The 21,189-nt window shown below is 63.6% G+C and carries 18 protein-coding genes and 1 riboswitch; of the genes, 14 read left to right on the top strand and 4 right to left on the bottom strand.

Going from position 1 to position 21,189, the window contains the following annotated elements; translation table 11 throughout:
- Positions 1–28: 28 nt before the first annotated feature.
- The 6 genes from ABD283_RS09940 to ABD283_RS09915 all read left to right on the top strand — a co-directional run bounded on the left by ABD283_RS09940 (position 29) and on the right by ABD283_RS09915 (position 8,244).
- Positions 29–1,411, top strand: a complete 1,383-nt coding sequence (locus ABD283_RS09940) for a 3-oxoacyl-ACP reductase (RefSeq protein WP_344224838.1) — start codon at positions 29–31, stop codon at positions 1,409–1,411.
- 403 nt (positions 1,412–1,814) lie between these two features.
- Entirely contained in the window at positions 1,815–2,489 is a 675-nt protein-coding gene (locus ABD283_RS14370; protein ID WP_425552828.1) for a MaoC family dehydratase, read from the top strand.
- 161 nt (positions 2,490–2,650) lie between these two features.
- Complete coding sequence (ligA, locus tag ABD283_RS09930; RefSeq protein WP_344224870.1) at positions 2,651–4,981, top strand: NAD-dependent DNA ligase LigA; 2,331 nt, start codon at positions 2,651–2,653, stop codon at positions 4,979–4,981.
- Between the two features lie 4 nt (positions 4,982–4,985).
- The gene (locus ABD283_RS09925; RefSeq protein WP_344224835.1) at positions 4,986–5,843 is read left to right on the top strand and encodes an inositol monophosphatase family protein; all 858 of its coding nucleotides are present in this window, start codon (positions 4,986–4,988) and stop codon (positions 5,841–5,843) included.
- 419 nt (positions 5,844–6,262) lie between these two features.
- The gene (locus ABD283_RS09920; RefSeq protein ID WP_344224869.1) at positions 6,263–7,000 is read left to right on the top strand and encodes a transglycosylase family protein; all 738 of its coding nucleotides are present in this window, start codon (positions 6,263–6,265) and stop codon (positions 6,998–7,000) included.
- Positions 7,001–7,137: 137 nt separating this feature from the next.
- Positions 7,138–8,244 carry an NAD(P)/FAD-dependent oxidoreductase gene (locus ABD283_RS09915; protein WP_344224834.1) on the top strand — a complete coding sequence of 369 codons (1,107 nt, stop codon included), beginning with the start codon at positions 7,138–7,140 and terminating at the stop codon, positions 8,242–8,244.
- Positions 8,245–8,256: 12 nt separating this feature from the next.
- Here ABD283_RS09915 and ABD283_RS09910 read toward each other — a convergent pair whose 3' ends face one another.
- On the bottom strand, positions 8,257–10,461 hold the full coding sequence (locus ABD283_RS09910; protein ID WP_344224833.1) for a S9 family peptidase: 2,205 nt from the start codon (positions 10,459–10,461) through the stop codon (positions 8,257–8,259).
- A gap of 27 nt (positions 10,462–10,488) precedes the next feature.
- On the opposite strand from ABD283_RS09910, the gene ABD283_RS09905 reads away from it, so the two are divergent.
- Positions 10,489–11,274 (top strand): CPBP family intramembrane glutamic endopeptidase, encoded by a 786-nt coding sequence (locus ABD283_RS09905; protein WP_344224832.1) that lies wholly within the window; start codon positions 10,489–10,491, stop codon positions 11,272–11,274.
- A gap of 63 nt (positions 11,275–11,337) precedes the next feature.
- Here ABD283_RS09905 and ABD283_RS09900 read toward each other — a convergent pair whose 3' ends face one another.
- Positions 11,338–11,976, bottom strand: a complete 639-nt coding sequence (locus ABD283_RS09900) for a VOC family protein (protein ID WP_344224831.1) — start codon at positions 11,974–11,976, stop codon at positions 11,338–11,340.
- 115 nt (positions 11,977–12,091) lie between these two features.
- Positions 12,092–12,210, top strand: a riboswitch (SAM riboswitch).
- 76 nt (positions 12,211–12,286) lie between these two features.
- Between ABD283_RS09900 and ABD283_RS09895 the strand changes: the two genes are divergently transcribed.
- Both ABD283_RS09895 and metX read left to right on the top strand, forming a co-directional pair.
- On the top strand, positions 12,287–13,669 hold the full coding sequence (locus tag ABD283_RS09895) for a bifunctional o-acetylhomoserine/o-acetylserine sulfhydrylase (RefSeq protein WP_344224830.1): 1,383 nt from the start codon (positions 12,287–12,289) through the stop codon (positions 13,667–13,669).
- A complete protein-coding gene (metX, locus tag ABD283_RS09890; RefSeq protein ID WP_344224829.1) occupies positions 13,666–14,841 on the top strand; it encodes a homoserine O-acetyltransferase MetX in 1,176 nt (391 codons plus the stop codon). Before ABD283_RS09895 ends, metX begins: the two co-directional genes overlap by 4 nt.
- A gap of 35 nt (positions 14,842–14,876) precedes the next feature.
- On the opposite strand, the gene ABD283_RS09885 is transcribed toward metX, so the two are convergent.
- Entirely contained in the window at positions 14,877–15,680 is an 804-nt protein-coding gene (locus ABD283_RS09885) for an SGNH/GDSL hydrolase family protein (protein WP_344224868.1), read from the bottom strand.
- A 175-nt stretch (positions 15,681–15,855) separates the two neighbouring features.
- Here ABD283_RS09885 and ABD283_RS09880 point away from each other — a divergent pair, with 175 nt between their 5' ends.
- Together ABD283_RS09880 and ABD283_RS09875 are read left to right on the top strand one after the other, a co-directional pair.
- The gene (locus tag ABD283_RS09880) at positions 15,856–16,500 is read left to right on the top strand and encodes an alpha/beta hydrolase (protein WP_344224828.1); all 645 of its coding nucleotides are present in this window, start codon (positions 15,856–15,858) and stop codon (positions 16,498–16,500) included.
- Positions 16,501–16,588: 88 nt separating this feature from the next.
- Positions 16,589–17,629, top strand: a complete 1,041-nt coding sequence (locus ABD283_RS09875) for a DMT family transporter (protein ID WP_344224826.1) — start codon at positions 16,589–16,591, stop codon at positions 17,627–17,629.
- On the opposite strand, the gene ABD283_RS09870 is transcribed toward ABD283_RS09875, so the two are convergent.
- Entirely contained in the window at positions 17,595–17,855 is a 261-nt protein-coding gene (locus ABD283_RS09870; protein ID WP_344224825.1) for an RNA-binding S4 domain-containing protein, read from the bottom strand. The two genes, ABD283_RS09875 and ABD283_RS09870, sit on opposite strands and share 35 nt — an antisense overlap.
- Here ABD283_RS09870 and ABD283_RS09865 point away from each other — a divergent pair.
- From ABD283_RS09865 to mmsB, 3 genes are all read left to right on the top strand, one after another.
- Positions 17,854–18,474, top strand: coding sequence for a cation efflux transmembrane domain-containing protein (locus ABD283_RS09865; RefSeq protein ID WP_344224824.1), 621 nt, complete (start codon positions 17,854–17,856; stop codon positions 18,472–18,474). The two genes, ABD283_RS09870 and ABD283_RS09865, sit on opposite strands and share 2 nt — an antisense overlap.
- A gap of 215 nt (positions 18,475–18,689) precedes the next feature.
- Positions 18,690–20,186, top strand: a complete 1,497-nt coding sequence (locus tag ABD283_RS09860; RefSeq protein ID WP_344224823.1) for a CoA-acylating methylmalonate-semialdehyde dehydrogenase — start codon at positions 18,690–18,692, stop codon at positions 20,184–20,186.
- Positions 20,187–20,225: 39 nt separating this feature from the next.
- The gene (gene mmsB, locus ABD283_RS09855) at positions 20,226–21,161 is read left to right on the top strand and encodes a 3-hydroxyisobutyrate dehydrogenase (RefSeq protein ID WP_344224822.1); all 936 of its coding nucleotides are present in this window, start codon (positions 20,226–20,228) and stop codon (positions 21,159–21,161) included.
- The last annotated feature ends 28 nt before the right edge of the window (positions 21,162–21,189 follow it).

Raw genomic sequence — 21,189 nt, 5'->3', positions numbered from 1 at the left:
GCAGATTTTCGATTTTCAGGAGCTTTGAGTGGCAGATACATATTTGGACCTGGTCAATTCCGGACTGGGTAAGCAGGTAGCGAGCAAGCTGGGCCTTCCCAAGCCGACCAAACTGCGGCGTTACCGAGCCGGTAGCGATTTCCCCGAGGGTTCCGTTCTGGTCCTGGGTAAGGGTCAGGCCGCCGACGCCGCCGCGCAGGCCATGCTCGATTGGAACCTTGACGTGCGCCGCCACGCCCAGGAAGTGGACCGCGTAGGCGCGGTGATCATCGACTACACCGAGGCCAAGACACCGTCTGATCTGGGGAAGGCAGCGCTTGAGCTGTCCTCGGTGCTGCGCAAGCTCCGTTCCGGTGGACGGGTCATCACGCTGTCCCGGCCGGCTGCCGGAATCGGAACCGGAGCGGCGTCGGGAACTCCGGCGGACTCCGCTGCTCAGGACCCCGCAGTGGCAGCTGCTCGCCAGGGCGTGGTGGGCCTGCTGCGCTCGGCCGCCCAGGAGATGCGCGGTGGAACCACGGCCAACGGCATTCTGATCGCCGATGGCGTTCCCGCCGATGCCCCCTCCGTGGTGGGTGCTCTGCGGTTCTTCCTGTCCGGACGCAGTGCGTTTGTGGACGGACAGTTCCTCACGGTGACCGACGAACGCGGTGACTCGACCGAGAACTGGGACCAGCCGGTCGCCGGCAAGGTCGCGGTGGTGACCGGAGCGGCCCGTGGAATCGGCGCTCAGATCGCTCGCACCCTGGCCCAAGCCGGCGCCAAAGTGATCGTGGTGGACGTCCCCGCTGCGGGTGAGGCACTCACCAAGCTTGCCAACGAGCTGCATATCTCCGCGCTGCAGCTGGACGTGACGGACCCGAAGGCAGGGGAGAAGATCCTCGACCTCGCGTCCGAGCGGTACGGGAAGCTGGATCTTCTGGTCCACAATGCGGGCATCACACGGGACAAGATGCTGGCCAACATGGACCAGGCCAAGTGGGATTCCGTGATTGCCGTGAACATCGAGTCCCAGTTGCGCATCACCGAGGCAGTCCTGGCCTCCGATCAACTGGGGGAGAGCCCGCGGATCGTGTGCCTGGCCTCGACCAGTGGCGTGGCAGGCAACCGCGGTCAGACCAATTACGCGGCATCCAAGGCCGGGGTGATCGGTGCAGTAGCGGCAACCGCCTCTCTGATCGCGGAGAAGGGCGGCACCATCAACGCGGTGGCACCGGGCTTCATCGAGTCCGAGATGACCGCCAAGATCCCGGCGGCCCGCCGCCAGATCTCCCGTCGCCTCAACTCCCTGCAGCAGGGTGGTCTCCCGGAGGACGTCGCACAGACCATCACTTTCCTGCTGTCCGATGCAGCGGGCGGAATCAACGGCCAAACACTCCGCGTGTGCGGCCAGAACCTTGTGGGAGCGTAGAACCATGACCAGCTCACCAGAACAGTTTCCGACCGTCCCCGAAAACTACGAACAAGTCCAACCGGCCACTAAGCCGAACCTGGGCTTGCTCTACGCCACAGCCGGTGCCACGGCTGCTGGTACTTTCGCAAGCGACGCTGCGGCGCGCGCCTTGCCGGCGCTTCGCAAGTACCCTCTGGGCAAGGTGCTTCCCGGTTCCTTACTCAACCGCGGGGGAGACCGTTTGCGGGCTGCCCTTGAGGTGCCCCGGGTCGCCCACGTGGTCGAGGGCTTGAGTGTGGATCCCGAGTGGCACGAGAAGTTCTGCCGCGTGGTGCACGCGACCCCCAAGCCGTTGGCCCCGGGATCGTCCGAGACCGCTGTGTTTTCCGGTGCCCTGCACTCGTTGGCGTTTCCGGTGGCCATGTCCGTGTTGACCCGACAGGACTTTCCCCTGCCGGTCATGGGCATGGTGCATCTGACCAACACCGTGCAGCACCTCATGGATGTGGCCGTGGGCGAAGAACTCACTGCGACTGCCTGGGCCGAGAATCTACGTTCGCACCGCGCTGGAACAGTCGTGGACGCCGTCGTGACCCTGACCCGTGCCGACGGCACCGTGGTCTGGGCTGGTCGTTCCGGGTACCTGGCCAAGGGCGAATCAGGAGCGATCGCCGGTGAAGGTGCCCGAACGAGCGACGAGGAGTCCAAGGACTCCGCGTTGACCGTTCCGTTCAACGCCCCGCAGCAGACCGCGCAGTGGTCGCTCAAGGCGGACACCGGGCGTCAGTACGCAGGGGTGAGTGGGGACTACAACCCCATTCACCTTTCGGGACCCTCGGCCAAGGCACTCGGGATGAAGGGGACCATTGCCCACGGCATGTACACGGCCTCCCGCGCGCTCGCGGCCACCGCTGTGCCCTCGGAAGTGCCGTTCAGGTGGTCGGTCGAATTCGCGGCTCCCGTACTGTTGCCCTCCACCGTGGCCGTTTCCGTTCACGATGACGGCCGCCGCGAACACTGGGGCGGCTCTCGCGTGATCGCCTGGAATCCCAAGCGGAACAAGCCCCACTTGGATCTGGTGGTCAAGCCGCTGTAACGGCCGTTCAACCTGACTGATCGATTGGACGGTGCGGCAAGGACTTCAAGGGTCTCGGCCGCACCGTCTTTTCACGCTCTGACGGCGGTGGAGGCGGTGCAGCATGTCCGAGCCATGATGTCCGAGCCGTGGGACACAATGGTGGGGTGAGCGAGAACAAGGTGACCAAAACTCAGCAGGCCACGGATGCCTCCGGGCAGGACCTGAACCCGGACGAGCCCAGCGAGGCGCTGCGCGAGGAGTACGCGGAGCTGTCGGATCGTGTCCGAGAGGCGCGTACCGCCTATTACGTGAACGATCAGCCCACCATTTCGGATGCTGAGTACGACGAGCTGTATCGCAAGCTCGAAGAGTTCGAGGCACTGAACCCGCACCTGGTGGCCAACGACTCGCCCACGCAAGAGGTGGGGGGTGAGGTATCCGCAGCCTTCTCGCCGGTCAAGCACCTCGAGAAGATGTACTCGCTGGAGGACGTTTTCTCCACTGATGAGCTCACCGCGTGGCTCACGCGGGCCGAGGCGCAGATCGCGGACCTACCCGGTGCGCCCAAGGTCCAGTGGCTGTCCGAGGTCAAGATCGACGGGTTGGCTGTAAACCTGCTGTACCGCAATGGTGATCTGGTGCGAGCCGCAACCCGTGGAGACGGCACCACCGGTGAAGACATCACTCACAACGTGGCGACCATCAAGGACATCCCGCAAAAGCTTTCCGGTGAGAACTTGCCGGAAGAGGTAGAGATCCGCGGCGAAGTTTTCATTTCGTCCAAGGACTTCCGCCGGCTCAACGAGCAGATCGTTGAAGAGGGGCGAGCACCTTTCGCGAACCCGCGTAACGCCGCAGCAGGGTCATTGAGGCAAAAGGATCCGCAGGTCACCGCGCGTCGGCCCCTGTCCATGTTCGTGCACGGCATTGGCGCCGCAAAGGGTTTCGATTTGGACAGCCAGTCCGAGGCCTACGATGTCCTCAAATCCTGGGGTCTACCGGTGAGTCCATACTCCAAGGTTCTGGGCAGCATCGAGCAGGTGCTGGATTTCATCGAGGAGTTCGGCAACAAACGCCACGACCTGCTGCACGAGATTGACGGCATTGTCATCAAGGTGAATGACCGCCGCACCCAATTCCGGTTGGGGTACACGTCCCGTGTGCCCCGGTGGGCGGTGGCTTACAAGTATCCGCCGGAAGAGGTCAACACCAAGCTTCTGGACATTCGCGTGAACGTGGGGCGAACCGGGCGCGTCACGCCCTACGGCGTGATGGAACCCGTCAAAGTTGCCGGTTCAACAGTGGAAATGGCCACCCTGCACAACCAGGACGTGGTCAAGGCCAAGGGCGTGCTGATCGGGGACACGGTGGTGCTCCGCAAAGCGGGAGACGTGATCCCGGAAATCGTGGGTCCGGTAGCCGCACTGCGGGACGGAACCGAGCGGGAATTCGTCATGCCCACCCACTGCCCCAACTGCGGCACGGAACTGCGCCCCGCCAAGGAAGGTGACGTGGATATCCGCTGTCCCAACGCTGAGAGCTGCCCCGCACAGCTGATGGAACGCGTTTCGCACGCCGCGAGCCGTGGTGCTTTCGACATTGAAGCGCTCGGTGACGAGGCGGCCAAGGCCCTCACTCAGCCCGTCCCGCTGGACGCCCCCGACGGCTCCGAGTTCTCCGAACCGCCGCTGCGTAACGAAGCGCGGTTGTTTGATCTCACCGCCGCGGATCTCGAGCACGTCCAGATCTGGCGCGAGATCAAGCGAACGGTGACAGACAAGGAGACGGGGGAGAAGGCCCAGAAGGTCACGCTTCAGCTGGTCCCTTACTTCTGGACGAAGGCCACCAAGGCCAAACCCAGCGTGCCGTCCAAGACCACCGAGCAAATGTTCACGGAGCTCGAAAAAGCTAAGTCCAAGGAGCTTTGGCGAGTTCTCGTGGCCCTGTCGATTCGCCACGTGGGGCCGACCGCCGCGCGCTCGCTGGCGACTGCTTTCGGGTCGATGCAGGCCATTCGTGACGCGGATGAAGAAACCCTGGCGGGTACCGACGGCGTGGGGCCGGTTATCGCTCAGGCGGTCAAGGAGTTCCTCAGCGAGGAGTGGCGGCGCAAAGTGGTTGATACATGGGCTGCGGCCGGTGTGCGCATGGAGGAAGAGATTGACGAATCCACGCCTCGCACCCTCGAAGGTGTGACCGTGGTGGTCACAGGATCCCTGGAGAACTACAGTCGCGACTCCGCCAAGGAAGCCATCTTGGTACGAGGCGGTAAGGCTTCGGGATCCGTCTCGAAGAAGACTGACTTCCTGGTGGCCGGGGAGAACGCCGGGTCCAAATTGGACAAGGCTGAATCATTGGGTGTTCCCGTCTTGGATGAAGCCGGGTTCGACCGGTTGCTCGCGGAAGGGCCAGCTGCCTTGGGCGACCAGGACTCCGGGGATTCCATGGAGGAAGCACCCGATACCACTGACTCAGTGACAGAAGCAATGACCGAAACGCAGGAGAACTGAACGTATGGATCGCGTACTCGAGGGCCTGGGCCCGGACACCGCCGAACTCGAAGAGCTTCTTGAGACGGCCTTCCACGCGGCTGCCGCTGGTGCAGCGGTCCTGGAGAAGCGGGATGAGTCCGAGTTCGATGCCGTCAACAAAACTTCACCGGGGGATTGGGTCACTGCCTTTGATGTGGCCGCGGAGAACGCCGTGGTAGACGTGCTGCGGGCGGAACGCCCATGGGACGCCATCACGGGTGAGGAGTCGGGTACGCACGTCCCGGAGAACCGGTCACCGGTGCGTTGGTCCGTAGATCCCTTGGACGGCACCACGAACTTCATTAGAGACATCGTGTACTACGCCACCTCCGTAGCTGCTTGCGACGAGAACGGTAACTGGCTCGTGGGCGTGGTGCACGCACCTGCTCTGGGGCGCATTTACTACGGGGTGCGCGGCATGGGTTCGTGGGTGCGCAGGGACGGCAAAGACAAGCGGCTCACGGGTCCGGAACCGGGCCGTAAGGGTGCCCTCTACGGAACGGGTTTCGCTTACGACCCAGTGATCCGCCGGGAACAGTTCGGAAATTTCCTGGACACCATGGATCACTACACGGACATGCGCAGGCTCGGTGCAGCGTCGTTGGATCTTTGCATGGTGGCTGATGGAACCCTGGATGGTTACTCGGAACGGGGACTGCACGAACACGACTGGGCCGCCGGCGCACTGATTGCTGAGGAAGCCGGGGCGCAGGTGCAACGCCCCGACCTCCCCGCACCCACCGCACTTCGTGGACCTGACCAGGACGAACAGGAATATGCGGAGAACTATGAGCTGGTGCGGAGCACGACCATCATCGGAGCGTCCGCGCGCGCGTCATAGCGTTCTGCAGCACCGTTATCAATTCTCTATCATCCCGTTATATGTGCTTAACCCCACAGGAGGTTGACCCTCCGCTTGCGAATGCCATAGCGTGGCACACGTTGTGCGCCTGCACGGTGCACGGCCCGTGTCCCCCAAAGGGATGCGCCAGAACCTTGGGAATGGATTTGGCGTAATAAGAATTGTTACGCTATCGTTATCAACGACTTCCCCAAAGGATTCTCCTACGCGGGAGTCCTAAACGCTTGAGGCGGACATGATCTGCGCCCCAAGCCATGCTGGATGCTGCCGCAACACCGTACGTCGTCTACAGGGCAGCATTCCGTAGTTACTACCCCTGAACTCAACTTTTCATGGGTAGACGACGGCGCGAAGACACCCAGGGATGGGAACGAGCGTAGGTGGCCTTACGGAGCATGATGAAGACTTCGAACGTTATTCGCCGTGGTGCCGCTGCTTTCGTGATCGGCGGTGCAGCTGTTGGTGCAATGGCCATGCCGGCCAACGCAGCTCCCGTTTCGACCTGGGACGCCCTCGCACAGTGCGAGTCCGGCGGTAACTGGGGCATCAACACCGGTAACGGTTTCGGTGGCGGCCTGCAGTTCACCCCGTCCACTTGGGCCGCTTTCGGTGGCTCCGGTTCCGCTCACAACGCTTCCAAGGCTGAGCAGATCCGCGTTGCAGAGAACGTCCAGGCCGGTCAGGGCTGGGGCGCATGGCCCGCTTGCTCCGCCAAGCTGGGTCTTTCCGGCGGCGGCGGGGGCTACACCCCCGAGCAGCCCGTGGCTGCTGCCGCTGCTGTGGCTCCCCAGGCTAACGAGGTCAAGCAGGGGCAGGCTGCTCCGGCACCGGCCCCCGCTGCTGAGGCTCCCGCTGCTGCTCCGGCCGCGCCGGCTGCTCCCGCCGCCCCGCTTGAGGCACCGGCCGCTCCGGCTGCTGCCCCCGCCGCTGTGGAGTACTCCGCTCCGGCTGCTCCCGTGGCACCGGCTGCTTCCACCAGCGCTTCCTACACCGTTGAGGCTGGCGACACCCTGGGCACCATCGCTGCCAAGCTCGGTGTGAACGGCGGCTGGGAAGCTCTCCACGCTGCTAACGCTGATTCGGTGGCCAACGCCCACCTGATCTTCCCGGGCCAGGTCCTGAACATTCCTGCCTGAGTGATCTGAACATCTTGACGATGTTTGATCTTCGCTAGCGGCTCGCCGCTACGGGATCGTCGAAAGCCCCGCCCGCATTACGCGGACGGGGATTTCGCATATCCGCACATGAAAAGTGAAAATGAAAGAATGGTCACATGATGGCGGAGACGGTAATTATCGGTGGTGGCATAGCCGGCTTGTCGCTGGCTTCCGAGCTGGCGGTTCGCCGCGGCTCGGGTGACGGAATCATCCTTGTTGAGGCGGAGAACGCACTGGCTCATCACACGTCGTCGCGTTCGGCCCAGCAGCTCATCCCCAGTTATGGCCCGGAACCGGTTCTCGAGCTGACCAGGTTGACGATTCCCGATCTCGTGACGCCCACATACGCAGCTCCGGTACCACTGGCCTGGCCCAGCCCGTTCGTGGTGGCGGGTTCACCCGCCGACGTCGCCGCAATGACCGTTCCGGGTCTCCGCACCTTGTCGAGCGATGCACTTTTCGAGTACTGCCCGGAACTGTCAGACAACGCAGAGCGCTATCAGAGTGCGATCATCGACGAGTCCGCTGTGCGCACGGATGCCACAGCGCTAGTGGAATGGCACCGACGGCGAGCGGAGCATGCGGGCGTGCAGATCAGGACGGGCGCCAGGGTTACTGCCGCACAGCGGGCGAGCGGCGATGCGTGGGTAGTGACCGCGGGCGAAGAACAACTGACAGCCCGTACGGTGGTCAACGCCGCCGGAGCCTGGGCCGATCACGTGGCGGAATTCTTCGGTGCGGCGCCCCAGCAGTTGCAGCCGTTGCGGAGGACCGCGGCCCTGGTTTCGCTGAATGAGCCGCTGGGGCCAACCCATCCCATGGTGGATGACGCGGCCTCGGGTTGGTATTACCGTCCCGACGAGGACGGCGCCATGATTTCCTGGGGCGAGGCCGAACCGAGCCCGGCTTGCGATGCTCAACCGCATCCGGGCTCCATTGAAGAACTGATCGAGACCGTGGAACGAGAAACGTCCATGCGAGTCACGGGGGTCCGCAAGGCCTGGACCGGCCTGCGTACCGAGGCACCCTCCGGTATTCCAGTGTGTGGCTGGGATCCCCAGGCGAGTAATTTCCTGTGGCTCGCGGGCCAGGGAGGCTACGGCTTCCAGACGAGTAGCGCCCTGGCCCGTGCCGCCACGGATGTGCTGGTGGGCGGCCAGATCGGGGGCTGGCTGAGCGCTGAGACCGTGACTGCTCTTCAACCTCAGCCAGCCACTGAGTGACGCTGTGTTCGGCTAGCTCGCAACCCCCAACTGCTCAGCGAGCCAGGCGTATTCCCATGCCGTGTCCTTCCACTGGGAGTAGCGACCGGAGGCGCCGCCGTGTCCGCCGGCCATTTCACAGCGCAGGAGCACTGTCTCCGGGTGCTCGGCATGTTCGCGCAGCGCAGCAACCCATTTGGCGGGCTCCACGTAGAGGACGCGGGTGTCGTTAAGGCTCGTGACCGCGAGGACCGGCGGGTAATCGGTATCCCGCAGGTTCTCGTAGGGGGAGTAGGAGCGCATGTACTCGTAGACCTTCTGGTCCTCCAGGGGGTTGCCCCACTCTTCCCACTCGAGTGCGGTGAGTGGAAGCTCGGGCATCAACATGGAGGTCAAGGGGTCAACGAAGGGGACTGCGGCCAGCGCACCGCAATACAGCTCGGGGGCCAAGTTGAGAACAGAGCCCACGAGTAGGCCGCCCGCGGAACCGCCGAGAACGGCGATGCGAGCGGCGTCGACATCGGGACGCTCGGCGAGGTGGCGGGTGACCGCCACGTAATCCGTGAAGGTGTTCTTCTTGGTGAACTTCTTTCCGTCGTCATACCAGGAGCGTCCCAGCTCACCGCCGCCGCGTACGTGGGCCACGGCCCACACCACGCCACGGTCCAGCAAGGACAAACGGGAGATGGAGAACCCGGGGTCGGTGCTGACCTCGTAGGAGCCGTAGGCGTACTGCACCACGGGGGCCTGTACCGAGGAGTCGAGGTCCGCGCGGCGCACCAATGAGATGGGAATCCGCGTGCCATCCTCGGCCGCTGCCCAGTCTCGTTCGACCGTGTAATCCTCACGGTTGTAGCCGCCCAACACGGTGGTTTCTCGACGCATGATCGGAATGCCCACGCCGAACTGGTTCAGGCCTCCAGCGCTCTCCGCACCGGTGGGAATGTCGTAGACGCGCGGGGGAGTGACGAATGATGTGTAGGACACCCGCACCACCGGGTTGTCGTAACGGGCGGACACCACGGTTGCGGTGAAAAGTTCCTCGTCGAAGGCGGGTTCGGTACCGGCCATTGACGTCGCATCGGCAGTGCCTGCAACCAGGGATTCCAGAGCGGTACGCGGGATGAGCCGCACTCGCGGGGTTGTCTCGGACCGTAGGGACACCACCAGGTGGGTTTCCGTGGGTTCGCAGTACTCAATGCGAGTGTGCTCACTGGCGGGAATCACATCCGTGAGGTCGAGATCCACAATGCTCGAACCGGCCTGGGACAGGGGCATCAAACTCACGCGCGAATTGGGTGCCTGGTAATCATGCGTCAACAGGACGTAATCGGTGCCCGCCACGTCCAATGGTTCTGCCGAATACAGCACGCGGTCACTCTCGGGAATCAGAGTGAGCCACTCGTCCTGGGGAGTGTCCAGACGGCGGATGCGGTATTCGCCGTATTCGGAGCACGCGGAGGCCACCATGAGCCATTTCTTGTCTGCGGAGAGTTCCACGCCCAGCCACAGTCCGGGGTTGTCCTCCTGGTACAAGAGTTCATCTTGTTCGGAGGGCGTGCCGATCAGGTGACGGTACACGCGCCAGGGGCGCCAGGAATCATCCACCACCGTGTAAATGAGCTGGGATGCATCGGGGGTGAGGAAGGCACCGTAGGAAGTCTGTTCCACGCGGTCGGACAGGAGCTCCCCGGTGACCAGGTCTTTGATGTACACGGTGAAACGTTCATCACCGGCGGTGTCCTCTGACCATGCCAGATGGGTGCCGTCCTCGGACACGCTGAAGGCGCCCAGGGCGTAGAAATCGTGCTTCTCCGCGGCCGCGTTGGCGTCCAACAGGATTTCCTCGCCGGGCAGTTTGACCCCGGGTTCCACCGTGGGAGGTGTCCACGCCAGAGCGGGGTCCCCGATGTCGGAGGCGGGAATCCGGCAGAAGACCTGGTGCGCGCCGCCCTCCACGGTGCGGGCGAAGTACCACCACGCACCGTTGCGGGCCGGCACGGACATGTCGGTCTCTTGGGTGCGCCCCTTGATTTCCTGGTAGATGCTCTCGCGCAGAGGCTTCAAATGGGCCGTGACCGCTTCCGCATACTCGTTCTCGCGGTCCAGATGCGTGCGGACCTCATCCGAGTCCTTATCTCGCAGCCACTCGAAATGATCGTCGAACGTGTGGTCGTGAAAACTGCGCTGAACGGTGCGTCGAACGGCTACGGGATATGCGGGCTTCTCGGAACTCATGAACCCCAGTCTAAGGAGCACGGCACAATGGTGTCCGTGTTGACGGACCCCTTCCACCCCCAACCCCTCGAACAGCCCCCGGCACGGTCGGAGCTGTGGTTCCACATTGCGCTGGTCCTGGGTGTGTCACTGGGCTCTTCAGCGGTGTACGCCGTGCTCAACCTGGCCGAGACAATGTCCAGGGGATCGCTCTCGGACGCCGAGGCCACGTTGAACCGGGTGCTGAGCCCAGTGCCCGCCATTGATCTCCTCAGGCAGCTTGCGAGTATCGGTTTCGCCCTGGTCCCGGTGGCGCTCGCGCTTTACCTGATGGCGGGGTCCCTGCCACGGATCAAAAACGTTCTCCGCAGCGTCGGGGTGGACGGTCGCCACCCACTACGTGATGCGGTCTGGGGGATGTGCTTGTTCCTGGTTATGGGGCTGGGAACGCTGGGGCTCTACCAGGTGGGACGCGCGCTGGGCCTCACCGCGGCGATCAATACCTCGGCCCTCAACGAGCACTGGTGGACGGTGCCCGTCCTGATTTTGTCTGCCATACGCCACAGCCTGGTCGAGGAAATCATCGTGGTGGCGTTCCTCTGTGATCGGCTGCGCCGTATCGGGTGGTCCTGGGTCACCATTGCCCTGGTCACCTCGGTCTTCCGCGCCAGTTACCACCTGTATCAAGGCTTTGGCCCCGCGCTGGGCAACGTGGTCATGGGCCTGGTGTTCGTGTGGGTTTACCGCCGCTACGGGCGCCTCGCCCCGTTGCTCATCGCCCATGCGCTGTTGGACATCACCGGTTTCCTGCTACCGCAGCTTTTGGCGGGTTAAAGGGCGACGACGCCCCTGCCGCAACCTTTTCGAGCCAAAGGCAGCGGCGTCGTCAGCGAAAACCTAAATCGTGGCCAAGCCGTCCGGCGTGGTGAAAGAAACTGCCATGACGCCGGGGGTCCCGTTGGGGGATGACCAGGTGACGTCCAGGGAGGCCAGGACGTCTTCAACCGGACCGCCCAACCACTCGGTCACGCGCTCCGAGGAACCTGCGATCTCCATACCCGCCAGCTGAACGTCAGTGATGCGCGCCTGGGACGGGTGCATCTCGGGCTCGGATTCAAAACGAACCATGAACGGCAACTGGGGGTCCGCGATCAAACCCTTCACGCCGATCTGGCGCCACTCCAGCTGGCGGCCGTCCGGGAACAACCGGAAACCCGGTACGGAGGGGCGGCCCAACTTGTCCTCGTAGGGGGTAAGATCCTGAACCTCGACCACCCAGCCGAGCCAACCTCCACCGGCCTCGGAGCGGGCGCGGACGGCCTGACCGAACGGCGCCTTGTCCGCGGCGGGGTGCTCGAGAACCTCGACCACTTCCACGTACTGGTGACCCGTGAGGGGCAGGATCATGTTTCGCGTTCCGAAGCGCGGGTGGATTCCGCCCTTGACCGGTTCGATCCCTAGCTGATCGGCAATCCGTTCCGTGGTGGCTTCAAGACCATCGGATTGTGCTGCGAATGAGACATGATCCAGTTTCATGGTCACATCGTGACACCGCGCACAGTGGTCTCCAAATCGAGAGCTGAAACATGACCGTGTGACGCGGGTAACTCAGCTTGACGTTCTAGGCACCGGCTCCGGACAATGAAGTGCAGGTCACGAGAGTCAGCGAGAAGCCCCAGCTAGCTGACCGGCAACCCTCCCTCCGCGGTGGGGTGCCCTGGGTGAGGACCGGGCCGCACCGCAATTCTTCGGTGTTGGCAAGCGCGGGTCACAGGTGCCCGATCGCTGCACGGGCATCGTGCTGCGGATCGTTCACCGGGCCCCTGATGTTGAAAGGGAGTGCGGTATGAGCCCCGCAGCCACCCCGTCCAGCCCGCAGGGTTGGGCATTCGAAACCCGTCAGATCCACGCGGGCCAGGAGCCTGACCCCACCACCGGTTCACGGGCACTGCCGATCCACCAGACCACCTCCTACGTGTTCCCGGATGCGGAGACAGCGGCCAACCGTTTTGCCCTGGCGGAACTCGGCCCCATTTACACGCGTCTGACTAACCCGACTACGGAAGTGGTCGAAAATCGAGTCGCTTCTCTCGAGGGCGGCGTGGGCGCACTGATGCTCAGCTCGGGCCAAGCCGCCTCTACCTTTGCGATCCTGAACCTGGGCGGCGCCGGAACCCACGTGGTGGCCAGCCCGTCAATGTACGGCGGCACGTACAACCTGTTGCATCACACGCTGCCCAAGATGGGTGTGGAGACCACCTTCGTTTCTGATCCGGACGATCCCGAGGCCTGGCGCGCTGCAGTTCGGCCCAACACGGTGGCGTTCTTCGGGGAGACCATCCCCAATCCGCGCAATGACGTGCTGGACATCGAAGCCATTTCCGCAGTCGCCCACGAATCCGGTGTGCCGTTGATCGTGGACAACACGATTGCCACGCCGTACCTGATCCGACCGATCGAGTGGGGCGCTGACATCGTGGTGCACTCGGCCACCAAATTCATGGGCGGTCACGGAACGGCCATCGGTGGCATGATCGTGGATGCGGGCAACTTCGACTTCGGTCAGGATCCGCAGCGCTTCCCGGCCTTCAATGAGCCGGACGCGTCCTACAACGGTCTGGTCTATGCTCAGGCCCTCGGTCAGGACGGCATCTTCGGAGTGAATCTGTCCTACATTCTCAAGGCTCGCGTGCAGTTGCTGCGCGACCTGGGGTCGTCGATTTCCCCGTTCAACGCGTTCCTCATCGAGCAGGGCATCGAGACACTCTCCCTGCGCATGGATCGCCACGTGGCCAACGCCCAGAAGGTCGCGGAGTGGCTCGAGGCGCGCGACGACGTTCGTGCGGTCTCCTATGCGGGCCTCGCCTCCTCGCCGTGGCACGAACGCGGCAAGAAATACGCTCCCAAGGGTGCGGGTTCCGTGCTCGGTTTCGTACTTGACGGTGGACGCGAGGCGGGCACCGCATTCGTGGATGCCCTGACCTTGCACTCCAACGTGGCCAACATCGGCGATGCGCGCTCCCTGGTGATCCACCCGGCCTCGACCACTCACTCGCAGTTGACCGACCAGGAACAGCGGGCAACCGGTATCGAGCCCGGCTTCGTGCGGCTGTCCGTGGGTTTGGAGAATATTGACGACATCCTGGCCGATCTGGAATCCGGTTTCGAGGCCGTGGCCGCGCTGGGTGGCGCAGCGGCGTCGTCGGGTGAGGGAGGACCGCAGGCGTGACCATCGTGGGAGGCGGGACCGCTGACTCGCTCGTGCGTGAGGACGGCGTGGTGGGCTACATCGACGTCGGGCCCCTGACCTTGGAGTCCGGGTACCGTCTCCCTCGTGCGCGGCTGGCCTACGAAACGTGGGGCCGTCTCAATGCTGACGGCTCCAACGCCGTGCTGATCGAACACGCCCTGACCGGCGACTCGCACGTGGCGCGAGGCCAGTCACGCGATCACGCTCCCGAGGTGGAGCGTCTCGCTGCGGAGGCCGGTGGCTGGTGGGACGGCCTGGTAGGTCCGGGCGCGGCCATCGACACCGACAAATACTTTGTCGTCTGCGCAAACATCTTGGGTGGCTGTTACGGCAGTACCGGGCCGGCTACCCAGGCCCCGCCCGAGGTGGATCCGGAACAGAGAGCCTGGGGTTCGCGCTTCCCGCGCATCACCGTGCGGGACACCGTGAGCGCCGAGGCGGTCCTCTCCGACGCCCTGGGCATCGACCGCTGGCGTTTGGTGATCGGCGGGTCCATGGGTGGCGCGCGGGCCCTGGAATGGGCCGTGATGTACCCGGATCGGGTGGCGGCATGCGGTGTGATCGCTGCCTGCGCCTCCGCCAGCGCGGAACTGCTCGCGTGGGGTCAGGCACAAGCACTTGCCATCCGTCAAGACCCGAACTTCCGCGGCGGTGACTACTACGACGGTGAGTTCCCGGAAGCGGGTCTCGGGCTCGCACGGCGGATCGCGCACATCACCTACCGCTCGGCAGCGGAGTTGCACTACCGATTCGGCCGCGAAGCCCAAACGAATGAGGACGTGGACGCGACCCACACATCCCAGCGCGGCCGTTACCGCGTGGAGAGCTACCTGGATCACCAGGCCTCCAAGCTGGCCGGGCGCTTTGACGCGAACTCGTACCTCAGCGTGAACGAGACGCTCATGTCCCACGACGTCACGCGAGGCCGAGGAGCTTTGGAAGAGGTGCTTGCCGGTACGACGTGCGAGTGGCTCGTGGCCGGGGTCGACTCGGACCGGCTGTTCTTTCCGGCAGAATCTGCCGAACTGGTGCAGGCACTGCCGGGTGAGCAGACCCTGCACATGATCAGCTCACCCAGCGGCCACGACGGATTCCTGATCGAAGCACCTCAGTTGGGCATGCTCCTCAAAAAGACGGTGTTGAAGGACTAAACCCGAGCGGTACGCCGGTTTCCGGCGTGTGCCCGTCAGACGGGTTCCTGGTCGCCGGAGCTCTGTACCTCCGGTGTTTCACCCGCGCCAGGAATGACCGCTCGCCCGAATTGCGGTCGCTTGGCCGTAATCGAGTCTCCCGAGCTGCGCTTGGTGATCCGGCGGGCAACCCACGGAGCAAAGTGCTTGCGGGCCCACACGAGGTCCTCCCGGCGGGCCTCCCGCTTGGTCTTGGTGGGCCGGGGTTCCAGGACATCGGGGACCAGTCCGTGCTCGATGCCCAGGGAGTCGAGTACTTCCACGGCTATCCGTTGATGACCCAACGGTGAGAAATGCAGTCGATCAGGCGCCCACATGAGTGGATCAGCCAGTTCGTGCAGACCCCACAGATCGGTCATTACCGCACCGTGCCGGGCCGCGATGACACGGACGTTCTCGTTCCAGATGGCCACTCGGCCGCGGATGCTGCGCAGCACGGGAGTGTTACCCACATCTGGTCCGTCGAACATGATCACAGTGGCGCCCGTTTCCGCGATCCGGGCAATCACGCCATCCAACTTCTGCGCAATGGCATCCGGGTCGGCCCCGGGGCGCAGCATGTCGTTGCCGCCGGCGCTGATGGTGACCAGATCGGGTTGCAGCGCGAGGGCCGGTTCGAGCTGTTCGTCGATGATGGGCTGATACAGGCGGCCACGGATCGCAAGATTGGCGTACGCGAAGTCATTGGTGAGTCGGTCCAATTCTTCGGCTACACGGTCCGCCCAGCCGCGGTGTCCGCCGGGGACGTGCTCATCGGGGTCGCCCACGCCCTCCGTGAAGGAATCGCCGATGGCCACCATGCGGTGCCAAGGGTGTGCCCGGGGAGTGCTGTCTTTTAGTTGCCCGTCGTATTCGGGGTGTTCGTCGAACTCGGGGGGAGTGTCAGGTGAAGCCATATGCGCTTTTCTACCACTCGGCCCCGTTCAATGCACGGGCCGAGTATGAGGCACCAGCGAGTCATGTCAGGATGGTCACATGAGTGATACCCCGTTTGTGATTTGGAACAATGAGCCCACTGAACGTGCCGACACCCCGCTCGTGGTGCTGTTCCACGGTTACGGATCCCACGAAGAGGATCTGATGGCGTTGATCCCTGCTCTCCTGCCGGGCGCCACCTACGCTTCCGTCCGGGCCCCGCAGCGAGCACAAATGGGGTTTCAATGGTTCCCGTTGTCGGCGGATGCAAGCTTCTCGACGGAGGCTGTGGTCGAGGCAGTTCGCCCGGTGTCAGCCTGGGTCCAGGAACAGGCCGAGCACCACTCGAAGGTGTTCCTGCTGGGCTTCTCCCAGGGCATGGCTGTGGCCACGAGTGTGGCCCGGCACATTCCTGAAACCGTGGACGCGGTCGTGGGCCTGTCCGGTTTTGTGGTGCCGATCGCCGACGACGACGCTCACGCCGAGTTCTTCAAGGACGCTCACCTGGGGGAGCACCCGCTGCAGATGTTCTGGGGCCGTGATCCCGAAGACCCGGTGATTCCGCAGGCCATGGTGGATGTCACGGCGGACTGGTGCGTTGATCATGCCGAGGTCACCAAGGTGCAGTACCGGGGGATCGGTCACGGTGTCTCGCCACAGGAGCTGGGCCATGTCAAGGAGTACTTGCAGCACGTGGTGCGCTGACTCCACTAGATTGCTGCCGACCCTGGAATGCTACGAAGCGTGACAGGCCAAGTGCCCTCATGGGTGTGGCGCGCCTACATTGGGCGCCATGAGTGTTCAGACCACGCTGGAACCCAAGAGTTCTCCCGCGCCCAGAAGTAAGAAGCCCCCGGTGGCCTCCGCACGCGGTGCCGTGGCACTGACCGTGGGGTTCATGGTGAGTTTGCTCGCGGGCACGGCTCAGGCCTTGCAATCCAGGGTCAACGGTGAGCTGGGGCATGCCGTGAGTGATCCCTACGGTGCCGCACTGGTCAGCTTCTCCTCTGCCTTCGTGATCATTCTGATTGTCACCGTGGTGACACCTGCCGGTCGTCGAGGTGCGTCGCGCATTCCGGCCGCAGTGAAGAACGGCGAGGTTCCGTGGTGGTACCTGACCGCCGGTGTACTGGGCGGTTTCATGATCGTCACCCAGGCCATGACCACGGTGGTCCTGGGGCTGTCCGTCTACATCTTGGGGCTCGTGTTCGGTAAGTCGGTCGGGTCGTTGATCGTCGACCGTTTCGGGGTGGGACCGGGAGGCGTGAAGTACCTGACCGGCTACCGCGTGGTCGGAACCGCCATCATCATTGTGGCGGCACTGGTGGCTATGACCCCGCGTTTCGCGGCAACGGACCTTGCGGCGTCGCTGCCGCTACTGTTCCTTTTCGCCACGCTGTCCGTGCTGGCAGGGCTGGGCAACGCGATCATGACGGCCTGGAACGCCGGGATCGGAGCGAGGGCCGGAACGCCCATCACCCCGACGCTCACCAATTTCGCGGCGGGTACGCTCGCGTTGATCGTGACTGTGCTGGTGGCTCGCAGTATCTCGGATCCCGGCCCGTGGGTCTGGCCCGGCCAGTGGTGGCTCTACGCCGGTGGCATCCTGGGCATCATCCACGTGGCTGCGTCCAGTGTGTCGCCCAAGCACTTCGGCGTGCTGGAAACGAGCCTGGGCATGGTGGCGGGCATGCTGATTTCCGCGCTGGTGCTGGACCTTGTTATGCCAACGCCGAACACCATCGTCACGCCGGTAACCATCGTTGGCACCCTGGTGACCCTGGTGGGACTGGTGGTCGTTACGCTTCCGTGGAAGTCTCGTCGGCTGAACTGACAATCTTCACCGGGCTCAGGCCGGAATCCAGAACTTCAATGACATCGCCGTGGTGCAACTGTGCACCGCGGCGTTGTTCTTCTTTGCCGTTCACGATCACAACACCGCCGGCTATGAGCTCCTTGGCGTGGTTACCGTCCTCCGCGAGGTTGGCGAGCTTGAGCGCCTGACCCAAGCGGATCATGTCGTCGCGGATGGGCAGTTCTTCGGTAGTCTCTTCGCTCATGGGCCCATCATCTCAGCTTGTCCGTTCGCTCCGCATCACGGTATTGGTGGTGGCACTTCTCAACCTCGCATATTTCTTCGTGGAAATGGGAGTCGCGCTGAGCATTGGCTCAGTGGCTTTGTTCGCAGACGGCGTGGACTTCCTGGAAGACGTTGCCATCAACCTGCTCATTTTCATTGCTCTCGGGTGGACCGTGCGCGCACAGGCCGTCGCGGGCCGGATCATGGCGATCATCATTCTGATTCCCGCGCTCGCCGCCGCGGTGCAACTGGTCCGTAAGGCCTTTGACCCGCAAGCCCCGGACCCGTTCTTGCTCGCCATTACGGCCGGGGGAGCGGCCGTGGTCAATCTGGTCTGCGCTCTGCTGTTGGCGCGTCATCGCAACCATGCCGGGTCCATGGGAACGGCCGCATTTCTAGCTGCTCGTAATGACGTGCTCATCAATATCGCCATCATCCTCATGGGCGGGATCACGGCGCTGACCATGTCCGGTTGGCCGGACATCATCCTGGGATTGTTCATTGTGATCCTGACCTTCACTGCGGCTCGAGAAGTGTGGGAAGCCGCTGAGGAGGAAAGCCTGGGGGCCAAGGCGCTCGCGGGCGAGGACATCGACTGAGTTCTGTCGTCGACCACACGACCGCTGATACCTTGCGGGCCACCCCGGAGAAGCTCTTGCCCAAGAACCAACCCGACCGAAGAGTGAGACCGGACCGAACGGCGTCGGCGGGAGAATCGCCCTGGAAAATTAGTTGCATGTCCAATGGTTTGTCGTTAGATTATCTGTGAGACACACGTCACAGCGCGATGCACCCATCATTCAGGAGAGCACCAATGACTCAGGTTCCGCACTTCATTTCCGGCCGCCGCGTAGAAGGTACCTCCGGTCGATTCCAAGACGTTTACAACCCGGTCAAGGGTGAGGTCGCCGCTCAGGTGCCCCTGGCCTCGGTCGAAGAGGTGGAAGGCGCGATTGACTCATCGCAGCAGGCCTTCGCCAAGTGGTCCACCACTAACGCACAGCGCCGCGGTCGCGTGTTGCTCAAGTGGGTGGATCTCATCAACGAGAACATGGACGAGCTCGCAACACTGCTCTCCAACGAGCACGGCAAGACTTTCCCGGATGCCAAGGGAGACATCCAGCGAGGTATCGAGGTAGTCGAGTTCGCCGCTGGAGCGCCCCACCTGCTCAAGGGTGAGTATTCGACCGCCGCCGGTACCGGCATCGACGTGCACTCGTTGCGTCAGCCGCTCGGTGTGGTCGCGGGAATCACTCCGTTCAACTTCCCGGCCATGATCCCGCTGTGGAAGGCGGGCATTGCCCTGGCCGCCGGTAACACCTTTGTCCTCAAGCCCTCCGAGCGTGACCCATCCGTGCCCGTTCGCCTGGCTGAACTGGCTCTCGAGGCCGGCATGCCCGAGGGCACCCTGAACGTGATCCACGGCGACAAGACCGCCGTGGACACCCTGATTCAGGATCCCCGCGTGAAGGCCGTGGGCTTCGTGGGCTCGACCCCGATCGCGCAGTCCATTTACCTGGACGCGGCCAAGCACAACAAGCGGGCGCAGTGCTTCGGTGGCGCCAAGAACCACATGGTGATCATGCCGGATGCGGATCTGGAGCAGGCCGCGGATGCCCTCATGGGTGCCGCCTACGGCTCCGCCGGCGAACGCTGCATGGCCATTTCCGTGGCCGTCCCCGTGGGTGAAGCGACTGCGGACAAGCTGGTGGAGCTGCTGCGCGAACGCATCGACAAGCTCACCTTGGGTCCCTCGCTGGAGGAGTCCTCCGACTTCGGTCCCGTGGTTGGTAAGGATGCTCAGGAGCGCATCGAGAACTACATCGGTATCGGCGTGGACGAAGGGGCTGAGCTGCTGGTCGACGGTCGTGGCGCGACTGTCGAAGGTCACCCCAACGGCTTCTGGGTCGGTGCCACGCTGTTCGATCGCGTCACCCCGGACATGCGCATCTACAAGGAAGAGATCTTCGGCCCGGTGCTCTGCATCGCCCGCGCCGCTGACTACGAGGAAGCCCTTCGCCTGCCCAGCGAGCACGAGTACGGCAATGGCGTGGCCATCTTCACCCGCGACGGTGACACCGCCCGTGACTTCACCACCCGGGTGGAAGTCGGCATGGTGGGCGTCAACGTGCCGATTCCGGTGCCGATCGCGTACTACACCTTCGGCGGTTGGAAGGCCTCCGGTTTCGGCGACCTCAACCAGCACGGTACGGACGGGTTGAAGTTCTACACCAAGACCAAGACGGTTACCACGCGCTGGCCCTCGGGGGCCAAAGAGGGCGCCAGCTTTGTGATGCCCGAGGGCAGCTGACCCGCGCGGATCCCCGATTTCTGAACTCGAAGGAGAGTCATGAACACTTCACCGACAGACACCCAGCCGCGCGTTGCCTTCCTGGGGCTCGGTCACATGGGTGGACCCATGGCCGTGAATTTGGTGCAAGCGGGTGTCCCCGTCACGGGATTCGACGTGGTTCCGGCCGCGCTCGACGTCGCTCGTGAGAACGGCATCACCGTGGCGGAGAGCCCTCAGGAGGCCGTGCGGGATGCACAGGTGATCATCACCATGTTCCCGTCAGGCCAGCACGTCAAGGATGCCTATACCGGGGCCGACGGCGCCGAGGGCCTTCTCGCGGCGGCACCGGCGGGTGCCACCTTCCTGGATTGCTCGACTATCAACATCTCCGAAGCTCAAGAGGTGGCCAACCTGGCCAAAGAAGCCGGTTTCAAAGCGGCCGAGGCCCCGGTCTCCGGCGGAGTGGTCGGTGCCCAAGCCGGAACCCTCGCGTTCATGGTGGGCGCACCGGACGATGTCTACCAGGAGATTTATCCCCTTCTGGACATCATGGGCGCACGGATCGTGCACTGCGGCGAGAACGGTATGGGGCAGGCCGCCAAGATCTGCAACAACATGATCCTGGGGATCTCCATGGTGGCAGTCAGCGAGGCCTTTGTGCTGGCCGAAAAGCTTGGACTTGAACACCAGGCCATGTACGACGTGGTCTCCAAAGCTTCCGGTCAGTGCTGGGCTTTGACCACCAACTGCCCGGTGCCCGGACCCGTGCCTACGAGCCCGGCGAACAACGACTACCAGCCTGGTTTCGGTGGTGCGCTGATGTCCAAGGACCTCAACCTGGCGGTGACCGCGATTGAGGAGAACGGTGTGTCCGCCCAGATGGGTCAGTTGGCCGCGGAGATCTACCAGAAGTTCTCCGAGGGTGAGGGAGCCCGTCAGGACTTCTCCGGCATCATCAACACCATCCGTGAGGACAGCGGCGACAAGAAGTAGTGTCCGCACAAAGCTCGGGCCCCGCCTC

It is taken from the genome of Kocuria atrinae (assembly GCF_039531425.1).
Taxonomy (GTDB): domain Bacteria; phylum Actinomycetota; class Actinomycetes; order Actinomycetales; family Micrococcaceae; genus Kocuria; species Kocuria atrinae.
This window is presented reverse-complemented; position numbering and strand designations above follow the sequence as displayed.